The following is a 25,154-nucleotide window of genomic DNA, read 5'->3' as shown; positions in this document are numbered from 1 at the left end:
ACACGCTACGATTCTACCCTTGCCCCGTGAGTACCGCTGAAATGAGTGTCCCAACCCTGTACGTCGTCGCCACCCCGATCGGCAACCTGGCCGATCTGAGCCCGCGCGCGCAGGAGGTGCTGCGCTCGGTGGCGGCCATCTGTGCCGAGGACACCCGCCGCAGCGGCCAGCTGCTGTCCCATTTCGGCATCCAGCAGCCGCTGGTGGCCCTGCACGAACACAATGAAGAGGCCCTGTCGCAACGCCTGGTCTCGCGCCTGCAGGCGGGCGAATCGCTGGCGCTGGTCAGCGATGCGGGCACCCCGCTGGTCAGCGACCCCGGCTTCCGCCTGGTGCGTGCTGCCCGTGCGGCCGGCATCAAGGTCAGCCCGATTCCCGGTGCCTGCGCCGCCATTGCCGCGCTGAGCGTGGCGGGCCTGCCCAGCGACCGCTTCAGTTTCGAGGGCTTCCTGCCGGCCAAGGCCAGTGGCCGTCGCGACCGCCTGCAGGCGCTGGCCGGCGAAGTGCGCACGATGGTGTTCTACGAATCCTCGCACCGCATCGCCGAATCGCTGGCCGACATGGCGGCGATCTTCGGCGGCGAGCGCCCGGCAGTGCTGGCACGCGAGCTGACCAAGCTGTTCGAGACCGTGCTCGATGGTGATCTGGCGGGACTGCTGGCCAAGGTGGAAGCCGACGAGAACCAGCGCAAGGGCGAGTTCGTGGTGATGGTGCAGGGTGCTGGTGACGACGAGGAAGCGCAGCTGGCGCATGGTCGCCGCGTCTACGCGAAGCTGAGCGAGCACCTGCCGCCGTCGACCGCCGCCAAGCTCGCCGCCGAGTTGACCGGTGCACCGCGCAAGGCGTTGTACGGGAGTTGATGGATCGTGCGGACCAAGGTCCGCACCCACCAGATCGGAATCTGCACCCACCAGGGCAGCGACATCGGTAGATCCACGCCATGCGTGGATGGATGAACCGGACGCCGCGATCGGCACGGCAGGAAGGACGTGCGTGCGCTAGAATATGCGCTGGCGGAGCCGGCCAGACAGTCGCGTCATCCCTTCGGGGGTGCCGAGGAAAGTCCGGGCTCCATAGGGCAAGGTGCCAGGTAACGCCTGGGCGGCGCAAGCCGACGGAAAGTGCAACAGAAAGATACCGCCTACGTCTTCTTCGGAAGGCCGGTAAGGGTGAAATGGTGCGGTAAGAGCGCACCGCGAGTCTGGCAACAGACCGGCACGGCAAACCCCACCTGGAGCAAGACCAAATAGGGATCCTTTGGCGCGGCCCGCGTTGGATCCGGGTAGGTTGCTTGAGCGTTGCGGTGACGTAACGCCTAGAGGAATGACTGTCCACGACAGAACCCGGCTTATCGGCCGGCTCCGCCTCTTTCTTCCATCCACGCATGGCGTGGATCTACTGATGCCATGCGTGGGGGATCTACCGGCGCCCATGCGTGGCGTCGGTGCGCCAGCATTACGGGGCCGGCTCCCTTTCCGCAGGAAAGGGAGCCGGCCCCTTTTTGATCAGCGGTACTGCCCAGCGGAAATGAACTGCTCGAACCGTTCGCACCACACCACTACGGTGGTGTAGTCGTCCACGTTGATGCTTTCGGGCACGTCCACCAGGAAGCGGTTGAAGGTCTTTACCTCGCCGATGCGCTGGGCCTGCGCCTTGGTCTTCAGGAAATCGGCCTTGTTGTCGACGAAGTCGCGGACCAGGTAGACCTTGTAATCCGGTCCCGGGCCCATCTTGCCGTCGAAGGCGACCTGGCGCGGGCTGACGCTGACCTTGCCTTCGGCCCAGTGCACCGCGTCGCTGCCCTTGAGGTGGCGACGGAAGGTGGTGTGGTAGCGGGCTTCGGCCATGGCGGCCTGCACCTGTGCGACCGGCGGGTCGTCGGGGGCGATCAGGATCGGCAGCAGGTAGATGCCCAGGCCGAAGCCCAGGCCGAGGGCGAGCAGGTGGGTGGCGGCAAGTACAAGAACACGGCGCATCGATGACTCCCTGTGGATCGGTGGGGCGCGCGGCAGGACCGCGCCGGGTCATCGTGTGGCGTGTGTGCAGACATTTATAGACACAGAAAACAGGTACAGGGTCAGAAATCGACCTGGCTCTGGCCAAGTGCGACGCCCTGTGGGCCGAAGCGGCGCTCGTGGATCTCGCCGTGGCCATCGGCATCGATCAGCAGCACGGTGCTGGCGCGGGTGCCGTAATCGTCGCCGCGGATGAAGGCCGGGCTCAGCCAGCGCTCGCGTTCCAGGCCGATGCCGGTGTCGGGCAGGTCGCTGTCGGCCGGGCGGTGTTCGTCGGCGAGGGCGTTCCAGAGCGGGGTCAGATCCCTTTCCCCTTGGGAAGGGGATCTGACCCCGTCTTCCTGCAGCCACGCGGAAAGCGCAGCCATCAGCCGTCGGGTCTTCGGCCAGGGCGCGTCCAGCGCGCCGTTGGACATGCCATGCACACCCGGGCCCAGGCTCTGGCGCTCGGCGGGGTGGTTGCCCAGGTACTCCAGGCTGTCGCCATCGGCCAGCAGCAGGTTGAAGGGCGCATACGCGCCCGCCACGGTGGCCAGCCGGTCGATATGCACGGCGGCGGGGTCGCGGCCGCGCAGGAAGTCGGCCACCAGTGCACCCCGGGACGGGCCGGTCTGTGCGGCCAGCGGATCACGGACATTGGTGACCACGGCCATGCGGCCGCCGGCGCCGACGCCGGCCCAGCCACCGCCGGAGCGCAGGTCGCGCCCTCCGATGACGGAGGTCTCATCCTGCCAGGGGGCCAGCGCCGCGGTCGGGCGGGCGTGGAACTCATCACGGTTGCCGGTCATCACCAGCCGCCAGCGCGGGTGGTGCATCCAGCCAAGAGCGAGCAGGCACATGGCCTCATTGTGCATCGTTTGCGCAGTCCGGCGGCGTTTCCGGCCGGTTCCGGATGAATGCGCAGGCGATGTTTCACGCCTTGTCCACAGCCCTGAACTTCCGTTCAATCTCAAAAATTGAGACGGATCAGCAACTTGTGGATAAGCCTTGAACAATTCTCTAAAGGTTGTTGCAAGCCATTGATGCGGCTGGCGATTTCCCTGCTGAAAAGTTGTTGACAACCCTTCGGCCGCTGCTAAGGTGGGCATCAGAGGGAAATCCGGGTGTTTTGTGGGTTTTCGTGGTTCAATGTTTCACCGGGCGAAGGATAGGTGCACGCGTCGTGTTCCAGGGCGAGACGGCCATCACAGTTGACGATAAAGGGCGCATGGCGGTTCCCACCGCTTACCGCGACCTCGTCGCGCGCGCCAGCAACAACCGTCTCGTGCTGACCTACAACCCGTTCGAAGCCGGCTGCCTGTGGCTGTATGCAGAGTCGGAATGGGAGCGGGTCCGCGACGACGTCATGTCCAAGCCCAACACCCAGCGCGTCGTGCGCCTGTTGCAGCAGAAGCTGGTCGGCTCGGCCGCCCATCTGGAACTGGACGGCAACGGTCGCATCAGCATCCCCGCCAGCCACCGCGGTGCGGTGGGCATTGAGAAGAAGGCGGTATTGCTCGGTATGGGCGACAAGTTCGAATTGTGGAGCGAGCAGGCGCATCGGGCCCTGATCCAGCAGACATTGTCTGACGAGGATCTGGGTGATGGGTTGCTCGACCTGAAGTTGTGAGCCGGGGTGCCCGGATGCGCCCAGAAGCGCAGACCGGTCACCTTCCGGTGTCGCAGTCGCCGGCGGTGCACCTGCCGGTCCTGTACACCCAGGTCCTTGAAGGCCTGAGGGTGATCGAAAACGGACGTTATCTGGATGGCACGTTCGGTCGTGGCGGTCATGCACGTGGCGTGCTCACCCAGCTCGGTCCCGAGGGGCGCCTGCTGGTCATGGACAAGGATCCGGAAGCCATCGCCGTTGCCGAGCGCGATTTCGCGCCGGACCCGCGCGTGTCCATCTTCCGTGGCAGCTTCGCCCAGCTGCTGCAGTGGGATGCGACGGCCGAAGGCCTGGACGGCGTGCTGTTCGACCTGGGCGTGTCGTCGCCGCAGCTGGACGTGGCCGAACGTGGCTTCAGCTTCGGCAAGGACGGCCCGCTGGACATGCGCATGGACCCGGACAGCGGTGAAAGCGCCGCGCAGTGGATCAACCGCGTGGAAGAGCGCGAAATTGCCGACGTGCTGTGGACCTATGGCGAAGAACGCCAGAGCCGCCGCATCGCCCGTGCCATCGTGGCCCGCCGTGAGAAGCAGCCCTTCTCCCGCACCGCCGAACTGGCCGAGCTGATCGCCTCGGTGATGCCGCGTGGGAAAGACAAGATCCACCCGGCCACGCGCAGCTTCCAGGCCATCCGCATCCACATCAACCGCGAGCTGGCCGATCTGGAAGCCGGGCTCGATGCGGCCGTGGAACGGCTCAAGCCCGGTGGCCGGCTGGCGGTGATCAGCTTCCATTCGCTGGAAGACCGCATCGTCAAGCAGTACATGAACCGCCTGGCCAAGGCGCCGCCGGCCAACCGCCGCCTGCCTGAGGCGGTGGCGTTCGTGCCGACGCTGGACCTGATCGGCGGTGCCATCAAGGCTACCGACGAGGAACTGGCCGCCAACCCGCGTGCGCGCAGCGCCGTGCTGCGCGTGGCGCAGAAGCGGGAGGCCGACGCATGAGCCGGCTGCTGCTGATCATCCTGCTGGCGTCCACCGTGGCCTCGGCGATCGGCGTCGTGTTCGTGCGTCACCGTCATCGGCAGACGTTCATCGAACTGTCGCGCGCCGAGCGCAAGCGCGATGACATCAACCTGGAATTCGGCCGCCTGCAGCTGGAGCAGGCGACCCTGGCCGAGGCCAACCGCGTGGACCGCATTGCCCGCGAGAAGCTCGGCATGAAGTTCCCCGAGGCCGCCGACATCGTGGTGGTGCGCCCATGAGCAAGGCCGGCCGCAACCGCCCGCGCAATGCCTTCAACCTGCGCCAGCGCCTGCGCTGGGTCGCGCTGGCGCTCGGCCTGTGCTCGGTGTCGCTGGTCGGCCGCGCGGCCTACGTGCAGATCATCAACAGCGACTTCTACCAGCGCCAGGGCGAGGCCCGTTACCTGCGCGAGCTGCCGATCAAGACCTCGCGCGGCATGATCACCGACCGCAACGGCGAGCCGCTGGCGGTATCCACGCCGGTCGCCTCGATCTGGGTCAATCCGCAGGACCTGCTGCGTTCGCCCGAGCGCATCCCGGAGCTGGCCCAGGCGGTCGGCATGTCGGTGGATGAGCTGAGCAGCCGCCTGTCGCAGAAGTCGGACAAGGAATTCATGTACCTGCGCCGCCGGATCAATCCGGACGAGGCAGAGAAGGTGGTCGCGCTGAAGATTCCGGGCGTGGCCGCGCAGCGCGAGTTCCGCCGCTTCTACCCGCAGGGTGAAGCGATGGCGCACGTGCTGGGCTTCACCAACATCGACGACCGCGGCCAGGAAGGCCTGGAGCTGGCGTTCGACGAATGGTTGCGCGGCAAGGCCGGTGCGAAGCGGGTGATCCGCAACCGCAAGGGCGAGACCGTCGAGAGCGATCTGCTGCGTGCCGCTGAACCGGGCAAGGACCTGACCCTCAGCATCGACCGCCGCATCCAGTACCTGGCCTTCAAGGAACTGCGCAACGCGCTGGTGGCCAACAAGGCAGCGGGCGGTTCAATGGTGATCATGGACGTGACCACCGGCGAGATCCTGGCCATGGTCAACCTGCCGACCTACAACCCGAATTCGCTGACCGGCGCGCTGCCCGATGCGCGCCGCAACCGTGCGGTGACCGACCTGGTCGAGCCGGGTTCGACGATGAAGCCGTTGACCATCGCTACCGCGCTGCAGGCCGGTGCGGTGACCAAGGACACCATCATCGACACCAATCCGGGCTACATGACCCTGGGTCGCTTCACCATCCGTGACGTGCCGCGCAACAACGGCGTGCTGAACGTGACCGGCGTGATCACCCGCAGTTCGAACGTGGGTGCGGCCAAGGTCGCGGCGAAGATGCCGGACCAGGTGTTCTACGACGGCGTGCGCCGCTTTGGTTATGGCTCGGTACCGCACAGCGGTTTCCCCGGTGAATCCGGCGGCGTGGTGCTGCGCCCGGCGCGCTGGTCGGGTACCACCAAGACCACGATGTCCTACGGCTACGGCCTGAACGTGACGCCGCTGCAGATCGCTACCGCCTATTCGGCACTGGCCAACGGCGGTCGTCTGATCGCGCCGACCTTCGTCAAGGGCCAGCGCAATGAAGGCCAGCAGATCATCGACGAAAACGTCGCCAGGCAGGTGGTGGCGATGATGGAAACCGTGGTCACCCAGGGCGGCGCCAAGCAGGCGGCGGTGCTGGGCTACCGCGTGGCCGGCAAGACCGGTACCGCGCGCAAGGCCGGTCCGGGTGGTTACGAGCGGGGTCATTACAACGCGCTGTTCGCCGGCGTGGTGCCCGCCACCAACCCGCGCTTCGCCACCGTCATCGTCATCAACGATCCGCAGGCCGGCAAGTTCTACGGCGGCCTGGTGTCGGCGCCGGTCTATCACAACGTGATGGAAGGCACCCTGCGCCTGATGGACGTGCCATTGGACGACCTGCAGTCGTGGCTGGCCGCACAGCAGTCCGGCAAGGTCGGCCACTCGGCCTCGATCCTGCCTGCGCCGCCGGCCGAGACCGCGCTGCCGGTGGATGCCGCCGCTGAATTCGATGCTGCGCTGCCGAGCGCGCACGCCCAGACGCCGCCCACTACGGGAGGCACGCAATGAGTCCTTCGATGTTGCTTTCGCAGTTGCTTCCGGACGTTGCCCTTGCAGGGCACGACCCCGTTCTGACCGGCCTGGTGCTGGACAGCCGCGCCGTGCGTCCCGGCAATGCCTTCGTCGCCATCGCCGGTTTCGGCGCGCATGGCCTGGGCTTTGTCGAGCAGGCCCGCGCCGCCGGTGCCAGCGTCATCCTGTTTGAACCGCCGGCGCCTGCCGAACTGCCGGCACCGGCCGATGCGATCGCCGTGCCGGGCCTGCGCGCACGCATGGGTGCGATGGCCGACCAGTTCCATGGCGCGCCGTCGCGGGCGATGGCGATGGTCGGTGTCACCGGCACCAACGGCAAGACGTCCACCGTGCAGCTGCTGGCCCAGGCCTGGCACCTGCTCGGTACGCCCAGTGGCAGTATCGGCACGCTGGGCGCCGGACTTTATGGTGCGGTCGAGCCGACCGGCTTCACCACGCCGCTGGTGCTGCAGATGCATGCGCTGCTGGCGCAGCTGCGCGACGCCGGTGCGCGCGCGGTGGCGATGGAAGTCAGCTCGCATGCGCTGGACCAGGGTCGCGTGGATGCCGTGCACTACGACGTGGCGGTGTTCACCAACCTCACCCGCGACCATCTGGACTACCACGGCGACATGGCCAGCTACGGCGCGGCCAAGGCGCGGCTGTTCCACCGTCCGGGCCTGAAGGCCGCGGTGATCAATCTGGACGACGCGTTCGGCCGCCAGCTGTTCGCCGGCCTGCCGGCGGGCGTGCAGCCGATCGGCCTGAGCTCGCGCGGTGCCACTGACGCCAGCGTGCGCGCCGAGGCGCTGCAGCTGGATGGCCGTGGCATTGCCTTCGAACTGGTCATCGACGGCCAGCGCGCGGCGGTGCTGTCGCCGCTGCTGGGCCGCTTCAACGTGGACAACCTGCTGGCGGTGGCCGGCACCCTGCACGCGCAGGGCCAGCCGCTGCCGCGCATCGCCGAAGTACTGTCGGCGCTGCAGCCGATCCGTGGCCGCATGAACCGCCTGGGCGGCGAAGACGGCCTGCCGACCGTGGTGGTCGACTACGCACACACCCCGGACGCGCTGGAACAGGCGCTGGACAGCCTGCATGGCCACCTGCAGGGCACGCTGTTCTGCGTGTTCGGCTGCGGCGGCGAGCGTGATACCGGCAAACGCCCGCAGATGGCGGCCATTGCCGAGCGTCTGGCCAACCAGGTCATCGTCACCGACGACAACCCGCGTGGCGAGGATGGCGACGTGATCGTGGCCGACATCCTGGCCGGCTTCACCGATGCCTCCGCCGTGACCGTGCAGCGCAGCCGCGCGCGTGCGATCGGCCTGGCGGTGAAGCGTGCCGGTGCCGGTGACATCATCCTGATCGCTGGCAAGGGCCACGAGCCGTACCAGGAAGTCAATGGCGTGCGCCATGACTTCGACGACACCGAAGTGGCCGCCGCTGCACTGGCGGCCAAGGCCGGTGTACTAGAGGCGCAGGCCGGGGAGGGCACCGCATGAAGCGCACCCTGCTTTCGCTGATCGCACACTGGGCCGGCGGCGAGATCCACGGCGACGACGTGGCCATCGATGCGGTCAGCAATGACACCCGCAGCCTCGGCCCGGGCAGCCTGTATGTGGCGCTGCGCGGCGAGCGTTTCGACGGCCATGACTTTGCCGCCGACGCGCAGGCGCGCGGTGCCAGCGCACTGCTGGTCGAGCGCCTGCTGCCGATCGAACTGCCGCAGGTGCTGGTGGCCGACAGCGAACTGGCACTGGCGAAGATCGCCACCGGCATGCAGCGCGACCGCAGCACCGAGGTGTTCGCGATCACCGGCAGCAACGGCAAGACCAGCGTGAAGAGCCTGCTGCTGTCGATCCTGCAGCAGGTGGCACAGCAGGCCCACAAGGTGGTCTACGCCAACCCGGGCAACCGCAACAACGAGATCGGCCTGCCGCTGGCAGTGATCGATGCGCCGGAAGATGCCGACTACGCCGTCTACGAGATGGGCGCCGGCAAGCCGGGCGATATCGCCTACCTGACCGACATCGCCCGCCCGCGCTATGCGCTGGTCAACAACATTGCCCCGGCGCACCTGGAACGCATGGGCAGCCTGCTCGGCGTGGCGGTGACCAAGGGTGCGATCTATGCCGCGCTGCCGGCCGATGGCGTGGCGGTGATCAATGTGGACGATGCCTACGGCCGCTGGTTCGAACAGCACTTCGTCGGCACCCCGCCGCGTTGCCGCGTGCTGCGCTACGGCCTGGAACATACCGCCGAGGTGACCGCGCGCGACATCCGCGCCGGCGCGCAGGGCAGCCAGTTCACCCTGGTCGCACCGAGCGGCGAAGCCCGCGTGGTGCTCGGCCTGCCCGGTCGCCACAACGTCAGCAATGCGCTGGCCGCCGCCAGCCTGGCGCTGGCCGCCGGTGTCGACCTGGCGCTGATCGCGACCGGCCTGGCCGAAGCGCAGCCGGTGCCGGGCCGCCAGATTGCCCATCAGCTGCGCAATGGCGCGGTGCTGGTGGACGACAGTTACAACGCCAACCCCGGTTCGCTGGCTGCGGCCATCGACGCCCTGGCCGCCGCGCCGGAAGAGGGCTGGCTGGTGCTGGGCGACATGCGCGAGCTGGGTCCGGACGGCGAGGCCCTGCATGCGCAGGCCGGCATCCGTGCACGCGCCGCCGGCCTGAAGCGGCTGTATGCACTGGGTCCGCTCAGTGCCGCCGCTGCGGCCGCCTTCGGTGAAGGAGGACGCCATTTCGATACCCATGGTGCGCTGTCGCAGGCGCTGCAGGACGAGTTGCACGCTGGTGTGCGCTGCCTGGTCAAGGGTTCCCGTGGCAGTGCCATGGACCTGATCGTCAAAGCGCTGCTGGCGCAAGGAGAGGAATCCCCGCATGTTGTATGAACTGGCTCGATGGTTGCAGCAGTTGGAGAGCCTGTTCGGGCTGTTCAACTACCAGACGTTCCGCGCCATCCTTGCCGCGCTGACGGCCCTGTTCCTGTCGCTGTGGCTTGGCCCGGCGATGATCCGCAAGCTTGCCCAGTTCAAGGGCGGCCAGCCGATCCGCAAGGACGGTCCGCAGACCCATTTCTCCAAGGCCGGCACGCCGACCATGGGCGGTTCGCTGATCCTGCTCACCATCACCCTGTCGGTGCTGATGTGGGCCGACCTGCGCAACCGCTACGTGTGGCTGGTGCTGGCGGTGATGCTGTGCTTCGGCGCCATCGGCTGGTATGACGACTGGATCAAGATCGTCCGCCGCGACCCGAACGGCCTGAAGTCGCGCTGGAAATACCTGCTGCAGTCGATCTTCGGGCTGGCTGCTGGCCTGTTCCTGTGCTACACGGCCGACGTGCCGGCGGCGCTGACCTTCTACATCCCGATGTTCAAGTCGGTGGCGTTGCCGCTGGCCGGCATCGGCTTCGTGGCCATCGCCTACTTCTGGATCGTCGGCTTCTCCAACGCGGTGAACCTGACCGACGGCCTGGACGGCCTGGCGATCATGCCGACCGTGCTTGTGGCCTGCGCGCTGGGTGTGTTCGCCTATGCCTCGGGCAACGTGGTGTTCGCCAACTACCTGCAGATCCCGCAGATTCCGGGCGCCGGCGAGCTGGTCATCATCTGTGCGGCCATTGCCGGCGCGGGCCTCGGCTTCCTGTGGTTCAACACCTATCCGGCCATGGTGTTCATGGGCGACATCGGTGCGCTGGCGCTGGGCGCGGTGCTGGGCACGATCGCGGTGATCACCCGCCAGGAACTGGTGCTGGTGATCATGGGCGGCGTATTCGTCATCGAAACACTGTCGGTGATGATCCAGGTGGCCTCGTTCAAGCTGACCGGCAAGCGCGTGTTCCGCATGGCGCCGATCCACCACCATTTCGAACTGAAGGGCTGGCCCGAGCCGCGTGTGATCGTGCGCTTCTGGATCATCTCCGTCGTGCTCGTGCTGATCGGCCTGGCCACGTTGAAGGTGCGCTGAGATGAACGACCTGTCCCGCCAGGCAACACGCCTTGAAGCCATCGAAGGCAGCTACGACAAGTGGCTGCTGGGCGCGATCATCGCGCTCACCGGCGTGGGCGTGGTGATGGTGGCGTCCAGCTCGATCGCCTTGATGAGCAGTCCGTTCTACTACCTCAACCGCCACCTGATCTTCCTGGCGGTGGGTATCGTGCTGGCGGTCATCGCCGCCCGCACTGAACTGAAGTCCATCGAGCAGTACAACCAGATGCTGCTGCTGGGCTGCTTCGTGCTGCTGCTGGCGGTGTTCGCACCGGGCCTGGGCAGCACGGTCAACGGTGCGCGCCGCTGGATCAACCTGGGCATCTCCAAGTTCCAGACGGTCGAAGCGGTGAAAGTGCTCTACATCGTCTGGCTGTCCAGCTACCTGGTGCGTTTCCGCGACGAGGTCAATGCGACCTGGCCGGCGATGCTCAAGCCGCTGGGCGTGGCCGGGGCGCTGGTGGTGCTGCTGCTGCTGCAGCCGGACTTCGGCTCGTCCACCCTGCTGCTGGCGATCACCGCCGGCATGCTGGTGCTGGGCGGGGTGAACATGCCGCGCATGTCGATGCCGGTGATCATCGGCCTGGTCGGCATGAGCGCACTGGCGATCATCGAGCCGTACCGCATGCGCCGCATCACGTCCTTCCTGGACCCATGGGCCGACCAGCAGGGCGACGGCTACCAGCTGTCCAACGCGCTGATGGCGGTGGGCCGTGGCGAGTGGACCGGCGTCGGCCTGGGCAACTCGGTGCAGAAGCTGTACTACCTGCCCGAAGCGCATACCGACTTCATCTTCTCGGTCACCGCCGAGGAATTCGGCTTCCTGGGCACCTGCGTGATCGTGGCCCTGTACGCGCTGCTGGTCGGCCGGACCTTCTGGCTGGGCATGCGCTGCGTGGAGATGAAGCGGCACTTCTCCGGCTACATCGCCTTCGGCATCGGCCTGTGGATCAGCATGCAGACCTTCGTTTCGATCGGCGTGAACCTGGGCATCCTGCCGACCAAGGGCCTGACCCTGCCGTTGATCTCCTCCGGCGGCTCGTCGGTGCTGATGACCTGCGTGGCGATGGGCCTGCTGCTGCGCGTGTCCTATGAACTCAAGCGCGCCGAGCGCCGCCAGGCCGTGCGCATCGGCGGCACCGAAGACGCCGCTGCCGAGCCGAGCGACGAGCCGGCCGCGCCGGTGGCCGCCAGCGTACCGATGAGCGCCGAGCCGGTGGCTGCCGCTGCAGCGAACGCTGCGCGTGGCACCAGCCGCCTGCAGTCGCGCATCGAACCGACCTTCGGGAGGCTGTCATGAGCACAGCCACCGACAACGTGCGCCCGGTGATGATCCTGGCCGGTGGTACCGGCGGTCACATCTTCCCCGGCCTGGCCGTGGCCCGCGTGCTGCGCGCGCGCGGCGTGCCGGTCACCTGGATGGGCGCCGACGGTGCGATGGAAACCCGTCTGGTACCGCAGCACGACATTCCGATCGACACGCTGGCCATCACCGGCCTGCGCGGCAAGGGCAAGCTGGCCCTGCTGGGCGCGCCGTGGCGGCTGATGCGCGCGCTGCGCGCGGCCGGCATGATCATCCGCAAGCGCCAGCCGCGTGCGGTGGTGGCCTTCGGTGGATTCGCCTCCGGTCCCGGCGGCATGGCCACGCGCCTGCATGGCCTGCCGCTGATCGTGCATGAGCAGAACCGCGCACCGGGCCTGACCAATCGCATCCTGTCGCGCTATGCACGCCGTCTGCTGACCGGGTTCCCGGGCACCTTCGCCAAGGGCGAGGAGTTTGTCGGCAACCCGGTGCGTGCGGAGATCGCCGCCATCGCACCGCCGGAACAGCGCTTCGCCGACCGCCAGGGTCCGCTGCGCGTGCTGGTGGTGGGCGGCAGCCAGGGTGCACGCGCGCTCAATACCGGCGTGCCGCAGGCGATCGCTGCGCTCGGTGCCGGGGTTCCGGTGCAGGTGCGCCACCAGAGCGGCGAGAAGATGCATGCCGAAGCGGTCGAGGCGTATGCCAAGGCCGGCGTGCAGGCGGAGATCACCCCGTTCATCGCCGACATGGCCGAGGCGTTTGCCTGGGCCGATCTGGTCGTATGCCGCTCCGGCGCGTCCACGCTGGCCGAGCTGTGCGCGGTCGGTGTCGGCAGTGTGCTGGTGCCATTCCCCGCTGCCGTCGACGATCACCAGACCCGCAATGCGGAGTACCTGGTCGAGCGCGGCGCGGCGGTTTTGCTGAAGCAGGACGGAACGCTGGCCGACGGCATTGCCGCACTGCTGCGCGATCTGTCCGAAAATCCCGCCCGCCGCATGCAGATGGCGCAAGCCGCGCGTGCCCTGGCCAAGGTCGATGCCGCCGAGCGCATCGCCGATATCATTCTCGAGGAAGCTGTATGAAGAAGGCATGCCACCGCGCCTGCCCTGCGCGAGGCCGCGCATGATCCGCCGCCTGCACGACACCAACGACCTGGTGCGCGCGTTCCCGCGCGTGCATTTCGTCGGCATCGGCGGCACCGGCATGAGCGGTATCGCCGAAGTGATGCTGACGCTGGGCTATGAAGTGTCCGGCTCGGACAACGCCGACAACGTGGCGACCCGCCGCCTGGCCAGCCTGGGTGCGCGCATCATGCGCGGCCACTCGGCGGCCAACGTGCTGGGCACCGACTGCGTGGTGGTCTCCAGCGCCATCCGCGAAGACAACCCGGAACTGATGGAAGCGCGCAGCCAGCGCATTCCGATCATGCCGCGTGCGGCCATGCTGGCCGAGCTGATGCGCTTCCGTCGCGGCATCGCCGTGGCCGGTACCCATGGCAAGACCACCACCACCAGCCTCACCGCTGCGGTGCTGAGCGAAGGCGGCCTGGACCCGACGTTCGTGATCGGTGGCCAGCTGCTGGCCGCCGGCGCCAACGCCAAGCTGGGCGGTGGCCAGTGGCTGGTGGCCGAGGCTGACGAAAGCGATGGCAGCTTCCTGCGCCTGAACCCGCTGATGTCGATCATCACCAACATCGATGCCGATCATCTGGAGAACTACGGCAACGACTTTGCCCGCGTGCAGGCGGCGTTTGCCGAGTTCCTGCAGCGCCTGCCGTTCTATGGCCTGGCGGTGCTGTGCATCGACGACCCGGAAGTGGCTGCGCTGGCCGCCAGGACCCCGCGCCACGTGATGAGCTACGGCATGAGCCCGCAGGCCGACGTGCGCGCCGAGAACGTGGTGCAGGAAGGGGCGCGCATGCGCTTCACCCTGCGCCTGCCGCAGGGCACCAGCCAGGAAGTGGTACTGGCACTGCCGGGCAGGCACAACGTACTCAACGCACTGGCCGCCGCCGCAGTGGGCTGGCAGCTGGGCGTGGCCCCGGACGCCATCGCGCGTGCGCTGGAAGGCTTCGCCGGTGTCGGCCGTCGCTTCAACGATCTGGGCGAAGTGACCACCGCCAGTGGCGCCAAGGTGCGCATCATCGATGACTACGGTCATCACCCGAGCGAGCTGGAAGCCGTGTTCGCCGCCGCCCGTGGTGGCTGGGCCGACAAGCGCTTGGTGGTGGCCTTCCAGCCGCACCGCTACAGCCGAACCCGCGACCAGTTCGACAAGTTCGCCGCGGTGCTGTCCAGCGTCGATGCGCTGGTGCTGAGCGAGGTCTACCCGGCTGGCGAGGAACCGATTGCCGGTGCCGACTCGCATGCGCTGGCCCGCGCCATCCGCGCGCGCGGCCGCAGCGAACCGGTGGTGGTTGGCAAGGCCGCCGAGCTGGCCAGCGTGCTGCCGGACGTGCTGCAGGACGGTGACCTGCTGCTGATGATGGGGGCGGGCGACATCGGCGCCGTGGCTACCCACATCGCGGTGGAAGGCTTCAAGGGGGAGGGCGAGGCGTGAGCGCGCTGACCTTCCCGCCGCTGCGCGTGAGCGACCCGGCTGTATTCGGTCGCGTCGCCGTGCTGCTCGGCGGCACTTCCAGCGAACGCGAGGTGTCGCTGGATTCCGGCCGCAACGTACTGGAAGCACTGCAGTCGCGCGGTGTCGATGCGTTCGCGGTGGACGGCATTCCGGCGCTGGCCAAGGCGCTGGCTGCCGGCGGCATCGACCGTGTGTTCAACATCCTGCACGGCCACAACGGTGGTGGTGAGGACGGCATCGTGCAGGGCCTGATGGACGCCTTCGGCGTGCCGTACACCGGCTCGGACGTGCTGGGCTCTGCGCTGAGCATGGACAAGATCCGTACCAAGCAGGTGTGGTTGTCGCTGGGCCTGCCGACCCCGCAATACCGCAAGGTCGACGCATCGAACGTGCATGCACTGGCGGCCGAGCTGGGCCTGCCGGTGGTGGTGAAGCCGGCCAACGAAGGCTCCAGCGTGGGCATCAGCCGGGTCACCGACGACGCCGGCCTGGATGAGGCCGTGGCCCTGGCTGCGCGCTACGACGGCCAGCTGCTCATGGAGCAGATGGTGGTCGGCGACGAACTGACCGTGGCCATTCTCGGCGACGTCGCGCTGCCGTCGATCCGCATCGTGCCCAAGGGCCAGTGGTACGACTACAACGCCAAGTACATCGCCGAGGACACCCAGTACCTGTGCCCGGGCCTGGACGGTGGCGACGAAGAGGAAATCCGCCGCATCGCGCTGGCCGCGTTCCGCGCTGCTGGCTGCCGTGGCTGGGGCCGCGTGGACGTGATGCGCGACCGCAGCAGCGGCCGCTTCTTCCTGCTGGAAGTGAACACCGCGCCGGGCATGACCAGCCATTCGCTGGTGCCCAAGGCCGCAGGCCAGGCCGGCATCAGCTTCGAAGAGCTGGTGTGGCGTGTGCTGGAACAGACCCTGGAGGCCTCGCACGCATGAACGCGGTGCTGCGCATCTTCGTCTGGCTGTTGGCGCTGTCGGTGGTTGCACTGCCGGTGGTGGCCGTGGTCAATGGCTGGGTCGGCGCCGAGCGCTGGCCGCTGGCGAAGCTGCGCGTGCATGGCGAGTTCAAGCGGGTACCGGCCGAACAGCTGCAGCAGGTGCTGCTGCCGTATGCGCGCGCCGGGTTCTTCGCGGTCAAGCTGCAGGATGCCCAGGACGCACTGGAAAAGCTGCCGTGGGTGGAAAGCGCACGGGTACGCAAGCAGTGGCCGGACGTGCTGGAAGTAACCCTGGTCGAGCACAAGCCGTTCGCGCGCTGGGGCAACGACCGCCTGGTTTCCGAGCAGGGCAAGCTGTTCCCCACGCCGAAGAAGCTGGCCGACCTTGCGCTGCCCGAACTGGATGGCCCGGACAGCCAGACCGAGGAAGTGATGAAGCTGTACAGCGACTCGCGTGCATTGTTCGCACCGGCCGGCGTCGATGTGCGCCGGGTGACGATGGATGCACGCGGCAGCTGGTCGCTGGTGCTGAGCAACGGCACCGAAGTGGTGGTCGGCCGCGACGACGCGCGCTCGCGCATGCAGCGCTTCGTCAAGGTACTGCCGCAGCTCAACCGTCAGGACGCGCCGATCGAGCGCGCCGACCTCCGTTACACCAATGGTTTCACGCTGAGCTGGGGTACCCCGGCCACGCCGGCGAAAGCGCCGGCGACCCCGGCCAGAAGCACGCAGGAAAGGACATGAATCGCAAGGGTGACAAATCGCTGATCGTTGGCCTGGACATCGGCACCTCCAAGGTGGTGGCGCTGGTGGGCGAGTATTCGCCGGGCAACCCGATCGAAGTGATCGGCATCGGCTCGCACGAGTCGCGCGGTTTGAAGCGCGGCGTGGTGGTGGACATCGAATCGACCGTGCAGTCGATCCAGCGCGCGGTGGAAGAAGCCGAGCTGATGGCCGGCTGCGAGATCCGCTCGGTGTACGCCTCGATCTCCGGCAACCACGTGCAGTGCAAGAACTCGCCGGGCATCGTGCCGATCCGCGACGGGGAAGTGACCTGGGGCGACCTGGATCGCGTGCTCGATGCGGCCAAGGCGGTGGCGATTCCGGCCGACCAGAAGATCCTGCACGCGATCCCGCGCGAGTATGTGCTGGACGATTCGCAGGAAGGCATCCGCAACCCGGTCGGCATGACCGGCGTGCGCCTGGAGGTGCATGCGCACTTGGTGGTGTGCGCACAGTCGGCCGCGGCCAACATCAGCAAGTGCGTGCAGCGCTGCGGCCTGCAGGTGGATGACCTGGTGCTGTCCTCGCTGGCCTCCAGCGTTGCGGTGCTGACCGCCGACGAACGCGAGCTGGGTGTGGTGCTGGTCGACATGGGCGCCGGCACCACCGACATCGCGGTGTTCGTGCAGGGCGCGATCTGCCACACGGCTTCGCTGCCGATCGCCGGCGACCACGTCACCAATGACATCGCGCACATGCTGCGCACGCCCACCCCGGAAGCCGAGCAGATCAAGGTGCGCTACGCCTGCGCCCTGGCCCAGCTGGCCACCGCCGAGGAAAGCATCCAGGTGCCGTCGGTGGGCGACCGCCCGCCGCGCCGCATGCCGCGCCATTCGCTGGCGCAGGCGGTGCAGGGCCGTTACGAGGAAATCTTCGAGATGGTGCAGGCCGAACTGCGCCGCTCCGGCTTCGAGGAACTGGTGCGCGCCGGCATGGTGCTGACCGGTGGTGCCTCGAAGATGGAAGGCGTGGTCGAGCTGGCCGAGGAAATGGTGCAGATGCCGGTGCGCGTGGGCATCCCGCAGCACGTCACCGGGCTGGGCGAAGTGGTCGGCAACCCGGTGCATGCCACCGGCGTGGGCCTGCTGCTGATGGGCAGCCAGATCGAGCACCCGCGGCGGCCGTCGCTACCGACCGGGCGCGCCGGAAGCATGTTCAAGAAACTCAAGACCTGGTTCCGCGGCGAGTTCTGACGCGGAACCCGTAACACCGGGGTCACCCCGGCGCAGCACCTGCAGTACCCGCATCACAACGCAGCAACGCAATACACAACCCACACAGCCGCAACGGCAACATGACACGCGAAGGCAGGAGGCCCGACCGTCCATGCCACCGACAAGCGGATACAACGAGGACACGGACATGGCGCATTTTGAACTGATCGAAAAGATGGCACCCAATGCGGTGATCAAGGTGGTTGGCGTGGGCGGCGGCGGCGGCAATGCCGTGGCGCACATGGTCAACTCGGCGGTGGACGGCGTGGAATTCATCACCGCCAACACCGACTCGCAGGCCATCAAGAATTGCGGTGCCAAGCTGCAGCTGCAGCTGGGTACCAACGTGACCAAGGGCCTGGGCGCAGGCGCGAACCCGGAAGTCGGCCGCCAGGCCGCGCTGGAAGACCGTGAGCGCATCATGGACGCCCTGCAGGGCGCGGACATGGTGTTCATCACCGCCGGCATGGGCGGCGGCACCGGCACCGGCGCTGCACCGGTGGTGGCGCAGCTGGCCAAGGAGATGGGCATCCTGACCGTGGCCGTGGTCACCAAGCCGTTCCCGTTCGAAGGCCGTCGCCGCATGCAGGTGGCGCTGAAGGGCATCGAGGAACTGAGCCAGCACTGCGACTCGCTGATCACCATCCCGAACGAGAAGCTGATCACCGTGCTGGGCCGCAATGCGACCATGATCCAGGCATTCCGCGCCGCCAACGACGTGCTGCAGGGCGCCGTGCAGGGCATCGCCGACCTGATCGTGCGTCCGGGCCTGATCAACGTCGACTTCGCCGACGTGCGCACCGTCATGTCCGAAATGGGCCTGGCGATGATGGGTACCGGCACCGCCCGTGGCGATGACCGCGCCCAGGCCGCTGCCGAATCGGCCATCCAGAACCCGCTGCTGGACGACGTGAACCTGGCCGGTGCCAACGGCATCCTGGTCAACATCACCGCCGGTGCGGACTTCACCATGGCCGAGTTCGACGAGATCGGCCGCACCATCGACGGCTTCGCTTCGGAAGACGCCACCGTGGTGGTCGGCACCGTGCTCGACCCGGACATGCAGGACGAAGTGCGCGTGACCGTGGTGGCCACCGGCCTGAACCGCGTGTCGGCCAGCAAGGCCCAGCGTCCGGGCGAGCGCGCGCCGATCAAGCTGGTCCGCAACGCCACCACCGGCCAGCCGGAGTTCGGCGACTTCGACAACGGCGGCGACGCCGTGTCCAAGGCCGTCGGCGGCATGGGCCTGGGCCTGCGTCGCGCCAGCAGCGATACTGCGGCGGCTTCGGCCCCGTCGGCGCCGTCCTCTTCGACCCCGGCCGCGGCAGAACTGCCGAACGATTACCTGGACATCCCGGCGTTCCTGCGCCGCCAGGCGGACTGAGCGGGCCGGCCCGGGGTTGTCCTCCCCGGGTTGCGCCACCATGTCCTGAAAACGCGGGCGCCGGGCCAGGATGGGCCCGGCCGCCCTGCTTCATGTGCGTCCCATTGGCGCGCCGGTGTGTCCTGCCTGCCTTTCAGCCGGGGTAGGGGACCGTGCGTGTTAATCTAATGTGTCACTTCCGGTCCATCCCCCATGATCCAGCAACGCACCCTCAAGAACACGATCCGCGCCACCGGCGTTGGCCTGCACAGCGGCGACAAGGTCTACATGACCCTGCGCCCGGCACCGGTCAACCATGGCATCGTGTTCCGCCGCGTGGACCTGGACCCGGTGGTGGAAGTGCCGGCCAAGGCCGAGCTGGTCACCGAAGTGACCCTGTGCACCGGCCTGACCTGCAACGACGCCAAGATCCAGACCGTCGAACACCTGATGTCGGCGCTGGCCGGCCTGGGCGTGGACAACATCATTGTCGAACTGTCCTCGGCCGAGCTGCCGATCATGGACGGTTCGGCCGGCCCGTTCGTGTTCCTGCTGCAGTCGGCGGGCATCGTGGAACAGGATGCGCCCAAGCGCTTCATCCGCGTGCTGAAGACCGTGGAAGTGACCGAGGGCGACAAGGTGGCCCGCTTCAGCCCGTACGAGGGCTACAAGCTGGGCTTCACCATCCAGTTCGACCACCCGATGATTCCGGCCAAGCAGTCGCGCCAGGAAATCGAGTTCTCGACGCTGGCCTACACCAAGGAAATCTCCCGCGCGCGCACCTTCGGCTTCATGCGCGACCTGGAATACATGCGCGAGCGCAACCTGGGCCTGGGCGGTTCGATGGACAACGCCATCGTGCTGGACGAGTTCCGCGTGCTCAACGAAGACGGCCTGCGCTATGCCGACGAATTCGTGCGCCACAAGATCCTCGATGCGATCGGCGACCTCTATCTGGCCGGTGGCCAGGTGCTGGGTGCCTACGAAGGCTTCAAGTCCGGTCACGCCCTCAACAACAAGCTGGTGCGGGCGCTGATGGCCGACGCCACTGCCTGGGAATGGGTCAGTTTCGACTCGCCGGCAACGCCGGATCCGGTCGAATATGCCACTCCGGCCTACGCCTGATTTCTGTAGGTTGTTGAATTAAAAGACAAAAACGCCGCCTTCCAAGGCGGCGTTGTCGTTTCAGGCGTGTTCGGCGCATTCAGCATGCTTGACACGCGTCAAGGCCGGTTCGAGGTCACGGTTTTGTGAACCTGTTGGATCGGAAGCCTGAATTTAACGCAGTTTTAACAACAATCTAACGACAGGCCCCCGGATGGCAGCTAGGATGCGACCCGGCCCCCGAAATGTTTCACGCCGTGGTGACACGCGCGACGGGGAGCGGAGCCGGATGCTCCGTTGTCGTCAGGACCGCTTCTTCGGCTTCGAGGGAACGTCCTGCAGGCAAGCCAAGGCGTCGCGTAGCCCTTTGTGCGTGGCGGCTGAAACTGCGTGGGGTCCATTCCGGTTGTCGAGCGCTGGGGAGCGCGTGGGAGTGGGAGACGCAGTCTTGATGGTCACCCTGGTGGCCTTCAGCCCGATGGAACGGGCCGCGTCGAGCAACTGGGCTTCGGCAAGCCGCAACTTGGCATGCCAGACCGGGGACTCGACGAGAAAAACGAGGTGTTCCCCGTCCACATTGGCCAGCCGGCAACGGCTGCGCAGAGGTGGCGGCAACTGGGGGCGCAACTGACGGTCCAGCGCGTCGAGCCACAAGGCACGCCGCAGCGGGTTCCCGCTTTTGTCCGCCATCACCGCATCCAGCGCCGGCTTCGGCACTGACGCGGGGCGAACGCTGGATTTCGGCTCAGACATGAAAACTCACTGATGGCATTCAAAAAGATCGTAATCAAAACGCGTGAAGGACAGGCCAAGTCGTCGCCGATCGCGCGTTTGCGGTTCTATTTCGAGGACCGCCCCCGCGCCCTGCTGGGCAGCGTGCTCGGGGTAGGCTGCATTATCGGCCTTGCTGGCGGCATTGGCGCCAGCGCGCTGAATGATTCCCGGCTGCAGGCCAAGGTCGAGCGCCAGGATGCGGAACTGGCCAAGGTCAAGCGCGATGCGCAGACCCAGGTCAACGCGCTGGCGGCACGCCTCGGCGAGCTGCAGGCGCAGGCTACCCGCCTGAACGCCCTTGGCGAACGGCTGACCCAGATGGGCAAGCTGGAAGACGGCGAGTTCGACTTCAACGAGACCCCTGGCCTCGGTGACGGCGATGCCGGCGGCCCGACCAGCGACATCCCGGTCAAGGACGTCAACGCCGACTTACAGGTGCTGGAGCAGCGTTTCGCTGCTTCAGGCCGCCAGTTGTCGGTGATGGAATCGCTGATGTTCGACCACCAGCTGCAGCAGAACGCCGTGCCGTCGCGCATGCCGATCCGCAACAGCTACGTGACCTCCGGCTTCGGCACCCGTGCCGACCCGTTCGGCCGCGGTGCCGCCACCCACAAGGGCATGGACTTCCACGCCAAGGTCGGTGACCCGGTGATGGCCGTGGCCGAAGGCGTGGTCAGCTTCGCCGGCGTGAAGGGCGGCTACGGCAACGTGGTCGATGTCGACCACGGTAATGGCTACGTCACCCGCTACGCGCACAATTCGCGCCTGGTGGTGAAGGCCGGTGACCTGGTCCGTGCCGGTCAGGAAGTGGCCAAGGCCGGTTCCACCGGACGTTCGACCGGCGCCCACGTGCACTTCGAGGTGTGGGAGAACGGCAACGTGGTCAACCCGCGCAAGTTCCTCGGCGACGGCGGCAACACGCCGGTCGGCCGCATCAGCCGCGGCTGATGCCCGGGTCGGATCCCTTCCGCGCCGCGGGAGGGCTCTGACCCGATGCGGTTGATCTGGTAGTGCCGGCCGCTGGCCGGCAACCTCATGATCTTCGGCAGCATCGCGGATCACCGGCCAGCGGCCGGCACTACCTCTCGGGGTTGAAACCTCAGCCGCCCGTCCCAAGCTACAATGGGTGTTGCCATCGACAGGGCGCCAGGCGCCCTGTTTCGTTTGCGGCGGACGGATCCCAAGGGGGAGGCCGGGCGTCGTGTCCATCCAACCCGGTTCCTTCAATGATCAACAGCCTGCTTACCCGCGTATTTGGCAGTCGTAACGAACGACAGCTGCGCCAGCTCAACCGCATCGTCGCCAAGATCAATGCGCTGGAGCCGGAGATCGAGAAGCTTTCCGACGAGCAGCTTCAGGCCAAGACGCCGGAGTTCAAGCAGCGCATCGCCGATGGTGAAGCCCTGGACAAGGTGCTGCCGGAAGCCTTCGCGGTCTGCCGTGAAGCCGGCCGCCGCGTGCTGGGCATGCGCCACTACGACGTGCAGCTGATCGGCGGCATGGTGCTTCACCTGGGCAAGATCGCAGAAATGCGCACCGGTGAAGGCAAGACCCTGGTGGCGACCCTGCCGGTGTACCTCAACGCGCTGGAAGGCAAGGGCGTGCACGTGGTCACCGTGAACGACTACCTGGCCCGCCGCGACGCCGCGCAGATGGGCAAGCTGTACAACTGGCTGGGCCTGAGCGTGGGCGTGGTCTACCCGGGCATGCCGCACAGCGACAAGCGCGAAGCCTACGCCGCCGACATCACCTACGGCACCAACAACGAATTCGGTTTCGATTACCTGCGCGACAACATGGCGCTGTCCAAGGCCGACCGCTACCAGCGCGGCCTGCACTACGCCATCGTCGACGAAGTCGACTCCATCCTGATCGACGAAGCGCGTACCCCGCTGATCATCTCCGGCCCGGCCGATGATTCCCCGGAGCTGTACATCCGTGTCAACCGCGTCGTGCCGCACCTGGTCAAGCAGGAAGCGGAAGACGGCGAAGGCGACTTCTGGGTCGACGAGAAGGGCAAGCAGGTGCACCTGTCCGAAGCGGGCATGGAGCACGCCGAGCAGCTGCTGGTGGAAGCCGGCATCCTCAACGGCGAAACCGAAGGCCTGTACGCGGCGCAGAACCTGACCGTGGTCCACCATCTCAACGCCGCCCTGCGCGCGCACGCGATCTACCAGCGTGACGTTGACTACATCGTGCGCGACGGCGAAGTGGTCATCGTCGACGAGTTCACCGGCCGTACCCTGGCCGGCCGCCGCTGGTCCGATGGCCTGCACCAGGCGGTGGAAGCGAAGGAAGGCGTGCCGGTCCAGCGCGAGAACCAGACGCTGGCGAGCATCACCTTCCAGAACCTGTTCCGCATGTACAAGAAGCTGTCCGGCATGACCGGCACGGCCGATACCGAAGCCTTCGAGTTCCAGAGCATCTACGGCCTGGAAGTGGTGGTGATCCCGACCAACCGCCCGACCATCCGCAAGGACAGCCCGGACCAGGTGTTCCTCAACCGCAAGGGCAAGTTCAATGCGGTGCTGGCCGACATCGAAGAGTGCGCCAAGCGCGGCCAGCCGGTGCTGGTCGGTACCACCTCGATTGAAACTTCGGAAATGCTGTCCGAGCACCTGAGCAAGGCCGGTGTGAAGCACGAAGTGCTCAATGCCAAGCAGCACGACCGCGAAGCGACCATCGTCGCCAACGCCGGCCGTCCGGGCGCGGTGACCATCGCCACCAACATGGCCGGCCGTGGTACCGACATCGTGCTGGGCGGTTCGTTGGAAGCAGAGCTCCACGCCCTGGGCGAGGACGCGACCGACGAGCAGAAGGCCGCGGTCAAGGCCGACTGGCAGAAGCGCCACGAGGCAGTGAAGGCGGCGGGCGGCCTGCACATCGTCGGCACCGAGCGCCATGAGTCGCGCCGTATCGACAACCAGTTGCGTGGCCGTTCGGGCCGCCAGGGTGACCCGGGTTCGTCCCGCTTCTACCTTGCATTGGAAGACAATCTTCTCCGGGTGTTTGGGGGAGAGCGTGTCCAGAAGATGATGCGCATGATGGGCATGAAGGAAGAGGACGTCATTGAGGATCGATTGGTCACTCGAATGATCGAGAAATCGCAGCGCAAGGTCGAGGCCCACAATTTCGACATCCGCAAGAACCTGCTGGACTTCGACGACGTCAACAACGACCAGCGCAAGGTGATCTACGCCCAGCGCGACGAACTGCTGGACGCCGAGTCGGTGAAGGACAACGTCGACGGCATCCGCGACGACGTGATCTTCGACGTGGTGGCCCGCTTCGTGCCGCCGAACTCGATCGACGAGCAGTGGGACCTGCGTGGCCTGGAAGCGACCCTGGAGTCGGACTTTGGCCTGCAGATGTCGCTGACCGACCTGGTCAAGGAACACGAGGAGCTGGACGCCGAGGCGATTGCCGCCAAGGTGCAGGAACGCGTCAACCAGCACTTCGCCGAGAAGGAAGCCAGCGTGGGCGAAGAGACCATGCGCGCGCTGGAGAAGCACGTGATGCTGACCGTGCTGGACCAGAGCTGGAAGGAGCACCTGGCGCGCATGGATTACCTGCGCCAGGGCATCTACCTGCGTGGTTACGCGCAGAAGCAGCCCAAGCAGGAATACAAGAAGGAAGCCTTCGAACTGTTCTCGGACATGCTGGAGAACGTCAAGCGCGAAGTGGTGACCCTGCTGTCGCGCGTGCGCATCCGCAGCGACGAGGAAGTGCAGGCGCTGGAAGCGGCCGAACGCCAGCAGGCCGAAGCCCGCCTGAGCCAGTCGCAGTTCCAGCACCAGGATGTGGGCGGCTACAGCGCCGACGAGGAAGCCGCGCAGGTGCAGGCTGCCCAGCAGGGCGTGGTGCAGATGCAGCGCGACGAGCCGAAGATCGGCCGCAACGATCCGTGCCCGTGCGGCAGTGGCAAGAAGTACAAGCACTGCCACGGCCAGCTGAGCTGAAAAGTCGCGAGCTGTAGTCCTGACAATGCCCCGCCCAATGCGGGGCATTTTTTTGCTCTTCTCTAATCTTAGGGAAGAGGCTCATGTTGCCTGGATCAAAGCTATCCAAGGCAAATGCCGGCGAGTGCCTAGGCAGGGCGGTCACTCTGGGCAGTCGTAGTGACGCCATTTGCAGTCCATTGAGTTCGGCATTTGATCGGGAGCCCAGTGCGGACAGTTGCTTGTGTCTCCACCATCGCAAAGTGGACTGCGCCGGACTGCAGAGCCTTGAGGCGATTGCAAACATCTGTCCTGACGGCTTAAGCGACGGAGCTATGTGCTTGGCGGACGCAGGAAGAAAATTGATTTCTCTGAAATTGGAGATCAAGGCCGGATCGGGTTGGCCGTATGACTCCCCTACCACTCCAGCCTTAACTGTCGGAATTGCCCAGTTC

20 protein-coding genes, 1 other RNA gene and 1 pseudogene are annotated in these 25,154 nt (G+C 66.7%); 19 read left to right on the top strand and 3 right to left on the bottom strand.

Annotation, left to right across the window (positions count from 1 at the left end):
* Window positions 1–41 precede the first annotated feature (41 nt).
* Both rsmI and rnpB read left to right on the top strand, forming a co-directional pair.
* Window positions 42–860: a 16S rRNA (cytidine(1402)-2'-O)-methyltransferase gene (gene rsmI, locus AC5P5X_RS06290; RefSeq protein WP_005408070.1), complete on the top strand. Its 819-nt coding sequence runs from the start codon at window positions 42–44 to the stop codon at window positions 858–860.
* A gap of 155 nt (window positions 861–1,015) precedes the next feature.
* An RNA gene (gene rnpB, locus AC5P5X_RS06285) (RNase P RNA component class A) lies at window positions 1,016–1,367 on the top strand.
* Between the two features lie 138 nt (window positions 1,368–1,505).
* Here the strand turns inward: rnpB and AC5P5X_RS06280 are convergent.
* Both AC5P5X_RS06280 and AC5P5X_RS06275 read right to left on the bottom strand, forming a co-directional pair.
* Window positions 1,506–1,976 carry a DM13 domain-containing protein gene (locus tag AC5P5X_RS06280; RefSeq protein WP_049397418.1) on the bottom strand — a complete coding sequence of 157 codons (471 nt, stop codon included), beginning with the start codon at window positions 1,974–1,976 and terminating at the stop codon, window positions 1,506–1,508.
* Between the two features lie 101 nt (window positions 1,977–2,077).
* Window positions 2,078–2,854 carry an NRDE family protein gene (locus AC5P5X_RS06275; protein ID WP_111188866.1) on the bottom strand — a complete coding sequence of 259 codons (777 nt, stop codon included), beginning with the start codon at window positions 2,852–2,854 and terminating at the stop codon, window positions 2,078–2,080.
* A 323-nt stretch (window positions 2,855–3,177) separates the two neighbouring features.
* Here AC5P5X_RS06275 and mraZ point away from each other — a divergent pair, with 323 nt between their 5' ends.
* The 15 genes and pseudogenes from mraZ to lpxC all read left to right on the top strand — a co-directional run bounded on the left by mraZ (window position 3,178) and on the right by lpxC (window position 20,008).
* Window positions 3,178–3,624, top strand: a complete 447-nt coding sequence (gene mraZ / locus AC5P5X_RS06270) for a division/cell wall cluster transcriptional repressor MraZ (protein ID WP_004143635.1) — start codon at window positions 3,178–3,180, stop codon at window positions 3,622–3,624.
* Between the two features lie 14 nt (window positions 3,625–3,638).
* Window positions 3,639–4,607, top strand: a complete 969-nt coding sequence (gene rsmH / locus AC5P5X_RS06265; RefSeq protein ID WP_012479154.1) for a 16S rRNA (cytosine(1402)-N(4))-methyltransferase RsmH — start codon at window positions 3,639–3,641, stop codon at window positions 4,605–4,607.
* Entirely contained in the window at window positions 4,604–4,867 is a 264-nt protein-coding gene (gene ftsL, locus AC5P5X_RS06260) for a cell division protein FtsL (RefSeq protein WP_005412242.1), read from the top strand. Before rsmH ends, ftsL begins: the two co-directional genes overlap by 4 nt.
* The gene (locus AC5P5X_RS06255) at window positions 4,864–6,708 is read left to right on the top strand and encodes a peptidoglycan D,D-transpeptidase FtsI family protein (RefSeq protein WP_005412243.1); all 1,845 of its coding nucleotides are present in this window, start codon (window positions 4,864–4,866) and stop codon (window positions 6,706–6,708) included. The genes ftsL and AC5P5X_RS06255 overlap by 4 nt, the downstream gene beginning before the upstream one ends.
* Window positions 6,705–8,213, top strand: a complete 1,509-nt coding sequence (locus tag AC5P5X_RS06250; RefSeq protein ID WP_099490437.1) for a UDP-N-acetylmuramoyl-L-alanyl-D-glutamate--2,6-diaminopimelate ligase — start codon at window positions 6,705–6,707, stop codon at window positions 8,211–8,213. The genes AC5P5X_RS06255 and AC5P5X_RS06250 overlap by 4 nt, the downstream gene beginning before the upstream one ends.
* Window positions 8,210–9,604, top strand: a complete 1,395-nt coding sequence (locus AC5P5X_RS06245; protein ID WP_099490438.1) for a UDP-N-acetylmuramoyl-tripeptide--D-alanyl-D-alanine ligase — start codon at window positions 8,210–8,212, stop codon at window positions 9,602–9,604. The genes AC5P5X_RS06250 and AC5P5X_RS06245 overlap by 4 nt, the downstream gene beginning before the upstream one ends.
* On the top strand, window positions 9,594–10,679 hold the full coding sequence (mraY, locus tag AC5P5X_RS06240; RefSeq protein WP_099490439.1) for a phospho-N-acetylmuramoyl-pentapeptide-transferase: 1,086 nt from the start codon (window positions 9,594–9,596) through the stop codon (window positions 10,677–10,679). Before AC5P5X_RS06245 ends, mraY begins: the two co-directional genes overlap by 11 nt.
* A gap of 1 nt (window position 10,680) precedes the next feature.
* Window positions 10,681–12,000 carry a putative lipid II flippase FtsW gene (ftsW, locus tag AC5P5X_RS06235; RefSeq protein ID WP_005408078.1) on the top strand — a complete coding sequence of 440 codons (1,320 nt, stop codon included), beginning with the start codon at window positions 10,681–10,683 and terminating at the stop codon, window positions 11,998–12,000.
* Complete coding sequence (gene murG, locus AC5P5X_RS06230) at window positions 11,997–13,085, top strand: undecaprenyldiphospho-muramoylpentapeptide beta-N-acetylglucosaminyltransferase (RefSeq protein ID WP_111188856.1); 1,089 nt, start codon at window positions 11,997–11,999, stop codon at window positions 13,083–13,085. Before ftsW ends, murG begins: the two co-directional genes overlap by 4 nt.
* A 40-nt stretch (window positions 13,086–13,125) precedes the next feature.
* Window positions 13,126–14,562: a UDP-N-acetylmuramate--L-alanine ligase gene (gene murC, locus AC5P5X_RS06225; RefSeq protein WP_111174035.1), complete on the top strand. Its 1,437-nt coding sequence runs from the start codon at window positions 13,126–13,128 to the stop codon at window positions 14,560–14,562.
* Complete coding sequence (locus tag AC5P5X_RS06220) at window positions 14,559–15,521, top strand: D-alanine--D-alanine ligase (protein ID WP_111188855.1); 963 nt, start codon at window positions 14,559–14,561, stop codon at window positions 15,519–15,521. Before murC ends, AC5P5X_RS06220 begins: the two co-directional genes overlap by 4 nt.
* Window positions 15,518–16,195, top strand: a pseudogene (locus tag AC5P5X_RS06215) (cell division protein FtsQ/DivIB); the annotation flags it as partial. The gene AC5P5X_RS06220 and the pseudogene AC5P5X_RS06215, both read left to right, overlap by 4 nt.
* Window positions 16,196–16,263: 68 nt before the next feature.
* Window positions 16,264–17,499 carry a cell division protein FtsA gene (gene ftsA, locus AC5P5X_RS06210; RefSeq protein ID WP_111188854.1) on the top strand — a complete coding sequence of 412 codons (1,236 nt, stop codon included), beginning with the start codon at window positions 16,264–16,266 and terminating at the stop codon, window positions 17,497–17,499.
* Between the two features lie 169 nt (window positions 17,500–17,668).
* The gene (gene ftsZ / locus AC5P5X_RS06205; RefSeq protein WP_111188853.1) at window positions 17,669–18,904 is read left to right on the top strand and encodes a cell division protein FtsZ; all 1,236 of its coding nucleotides are present in this window, start codon (window positions 17,669–17,671) and stop codon (window positions 18,902–18,904) included.
* Between the two features lie 192 nt (window positions 18,905–19,096).
* The gene (lpxC, locus tag AC5P5X_RS06200; RefSeq protein WP_005408085.1) at window positions 19,097–20,008 is read left to right on the top strand and encodes a UDP-3-O-acyl-N-acetylglucosamine deacetylase; all 912 of its coding nucleotides are present in this window, start codon (window positions 19,097–19,099) and stop codon (window positions 20,006–20,008) included.
* Between the two features lie 282 nt (window positions 20,009–20,290).
* On the opposite strand, the gene AC5P5X_RS06195 is transcribed toward lpxC, so the two are convergent.
* Window positions 20,291–20,740, bottom strand: coding sequence for a DciA family protein (locus tag AC5P5X_RS06195; RefSeq protein ID WP_005408086.1), 450 nt, complete (start codon window positions 20,738–20,740; stop codon window positions 20,291–20,293).
* Window positions 20,741–20,752: 12 nt separating this feature from the next.
* Between AC5P5X_RS06195 and AC5P5X_RS06190 the strand changes: the two genes are divergently transcribed.
* Window positions 20,753–21,709: a M23 family metallopeptidase gene (locus tag AC5P5X_RS06190; RefSeq protein WP_005408087.1), complete on the top strand. Its 957-nt coding sequence runs from the start codon at window positions 20,753–20,755 to the stop codon at window positions 21,707–21,709.
* A 278-nt stretch (window positions 21,710–21,987) separates the two neighbouring features.
* Window positions 21,988–24,720, top strand: a complete 2,733-nt coding sequence (gene secA / locus AC5P5X_RS06185) for a preprotein translocase subunit SecA (protein ID WP_043035364.1) — start codon at window positions 21,988–21,990, stop codon at window positions 24,718–24,720.
* Window positions 24,721–25,154 lie beyond the last annotated feature (434 nt).

It is taken from the genome of Stenotrophomonas sp. YJH_SMC_91, from assembly GCF_059368495.1.
Note: the sequence above shows the minus strand (reverse complement) of the source record. Positions and strands in the feature narration are given on the sequence as shown.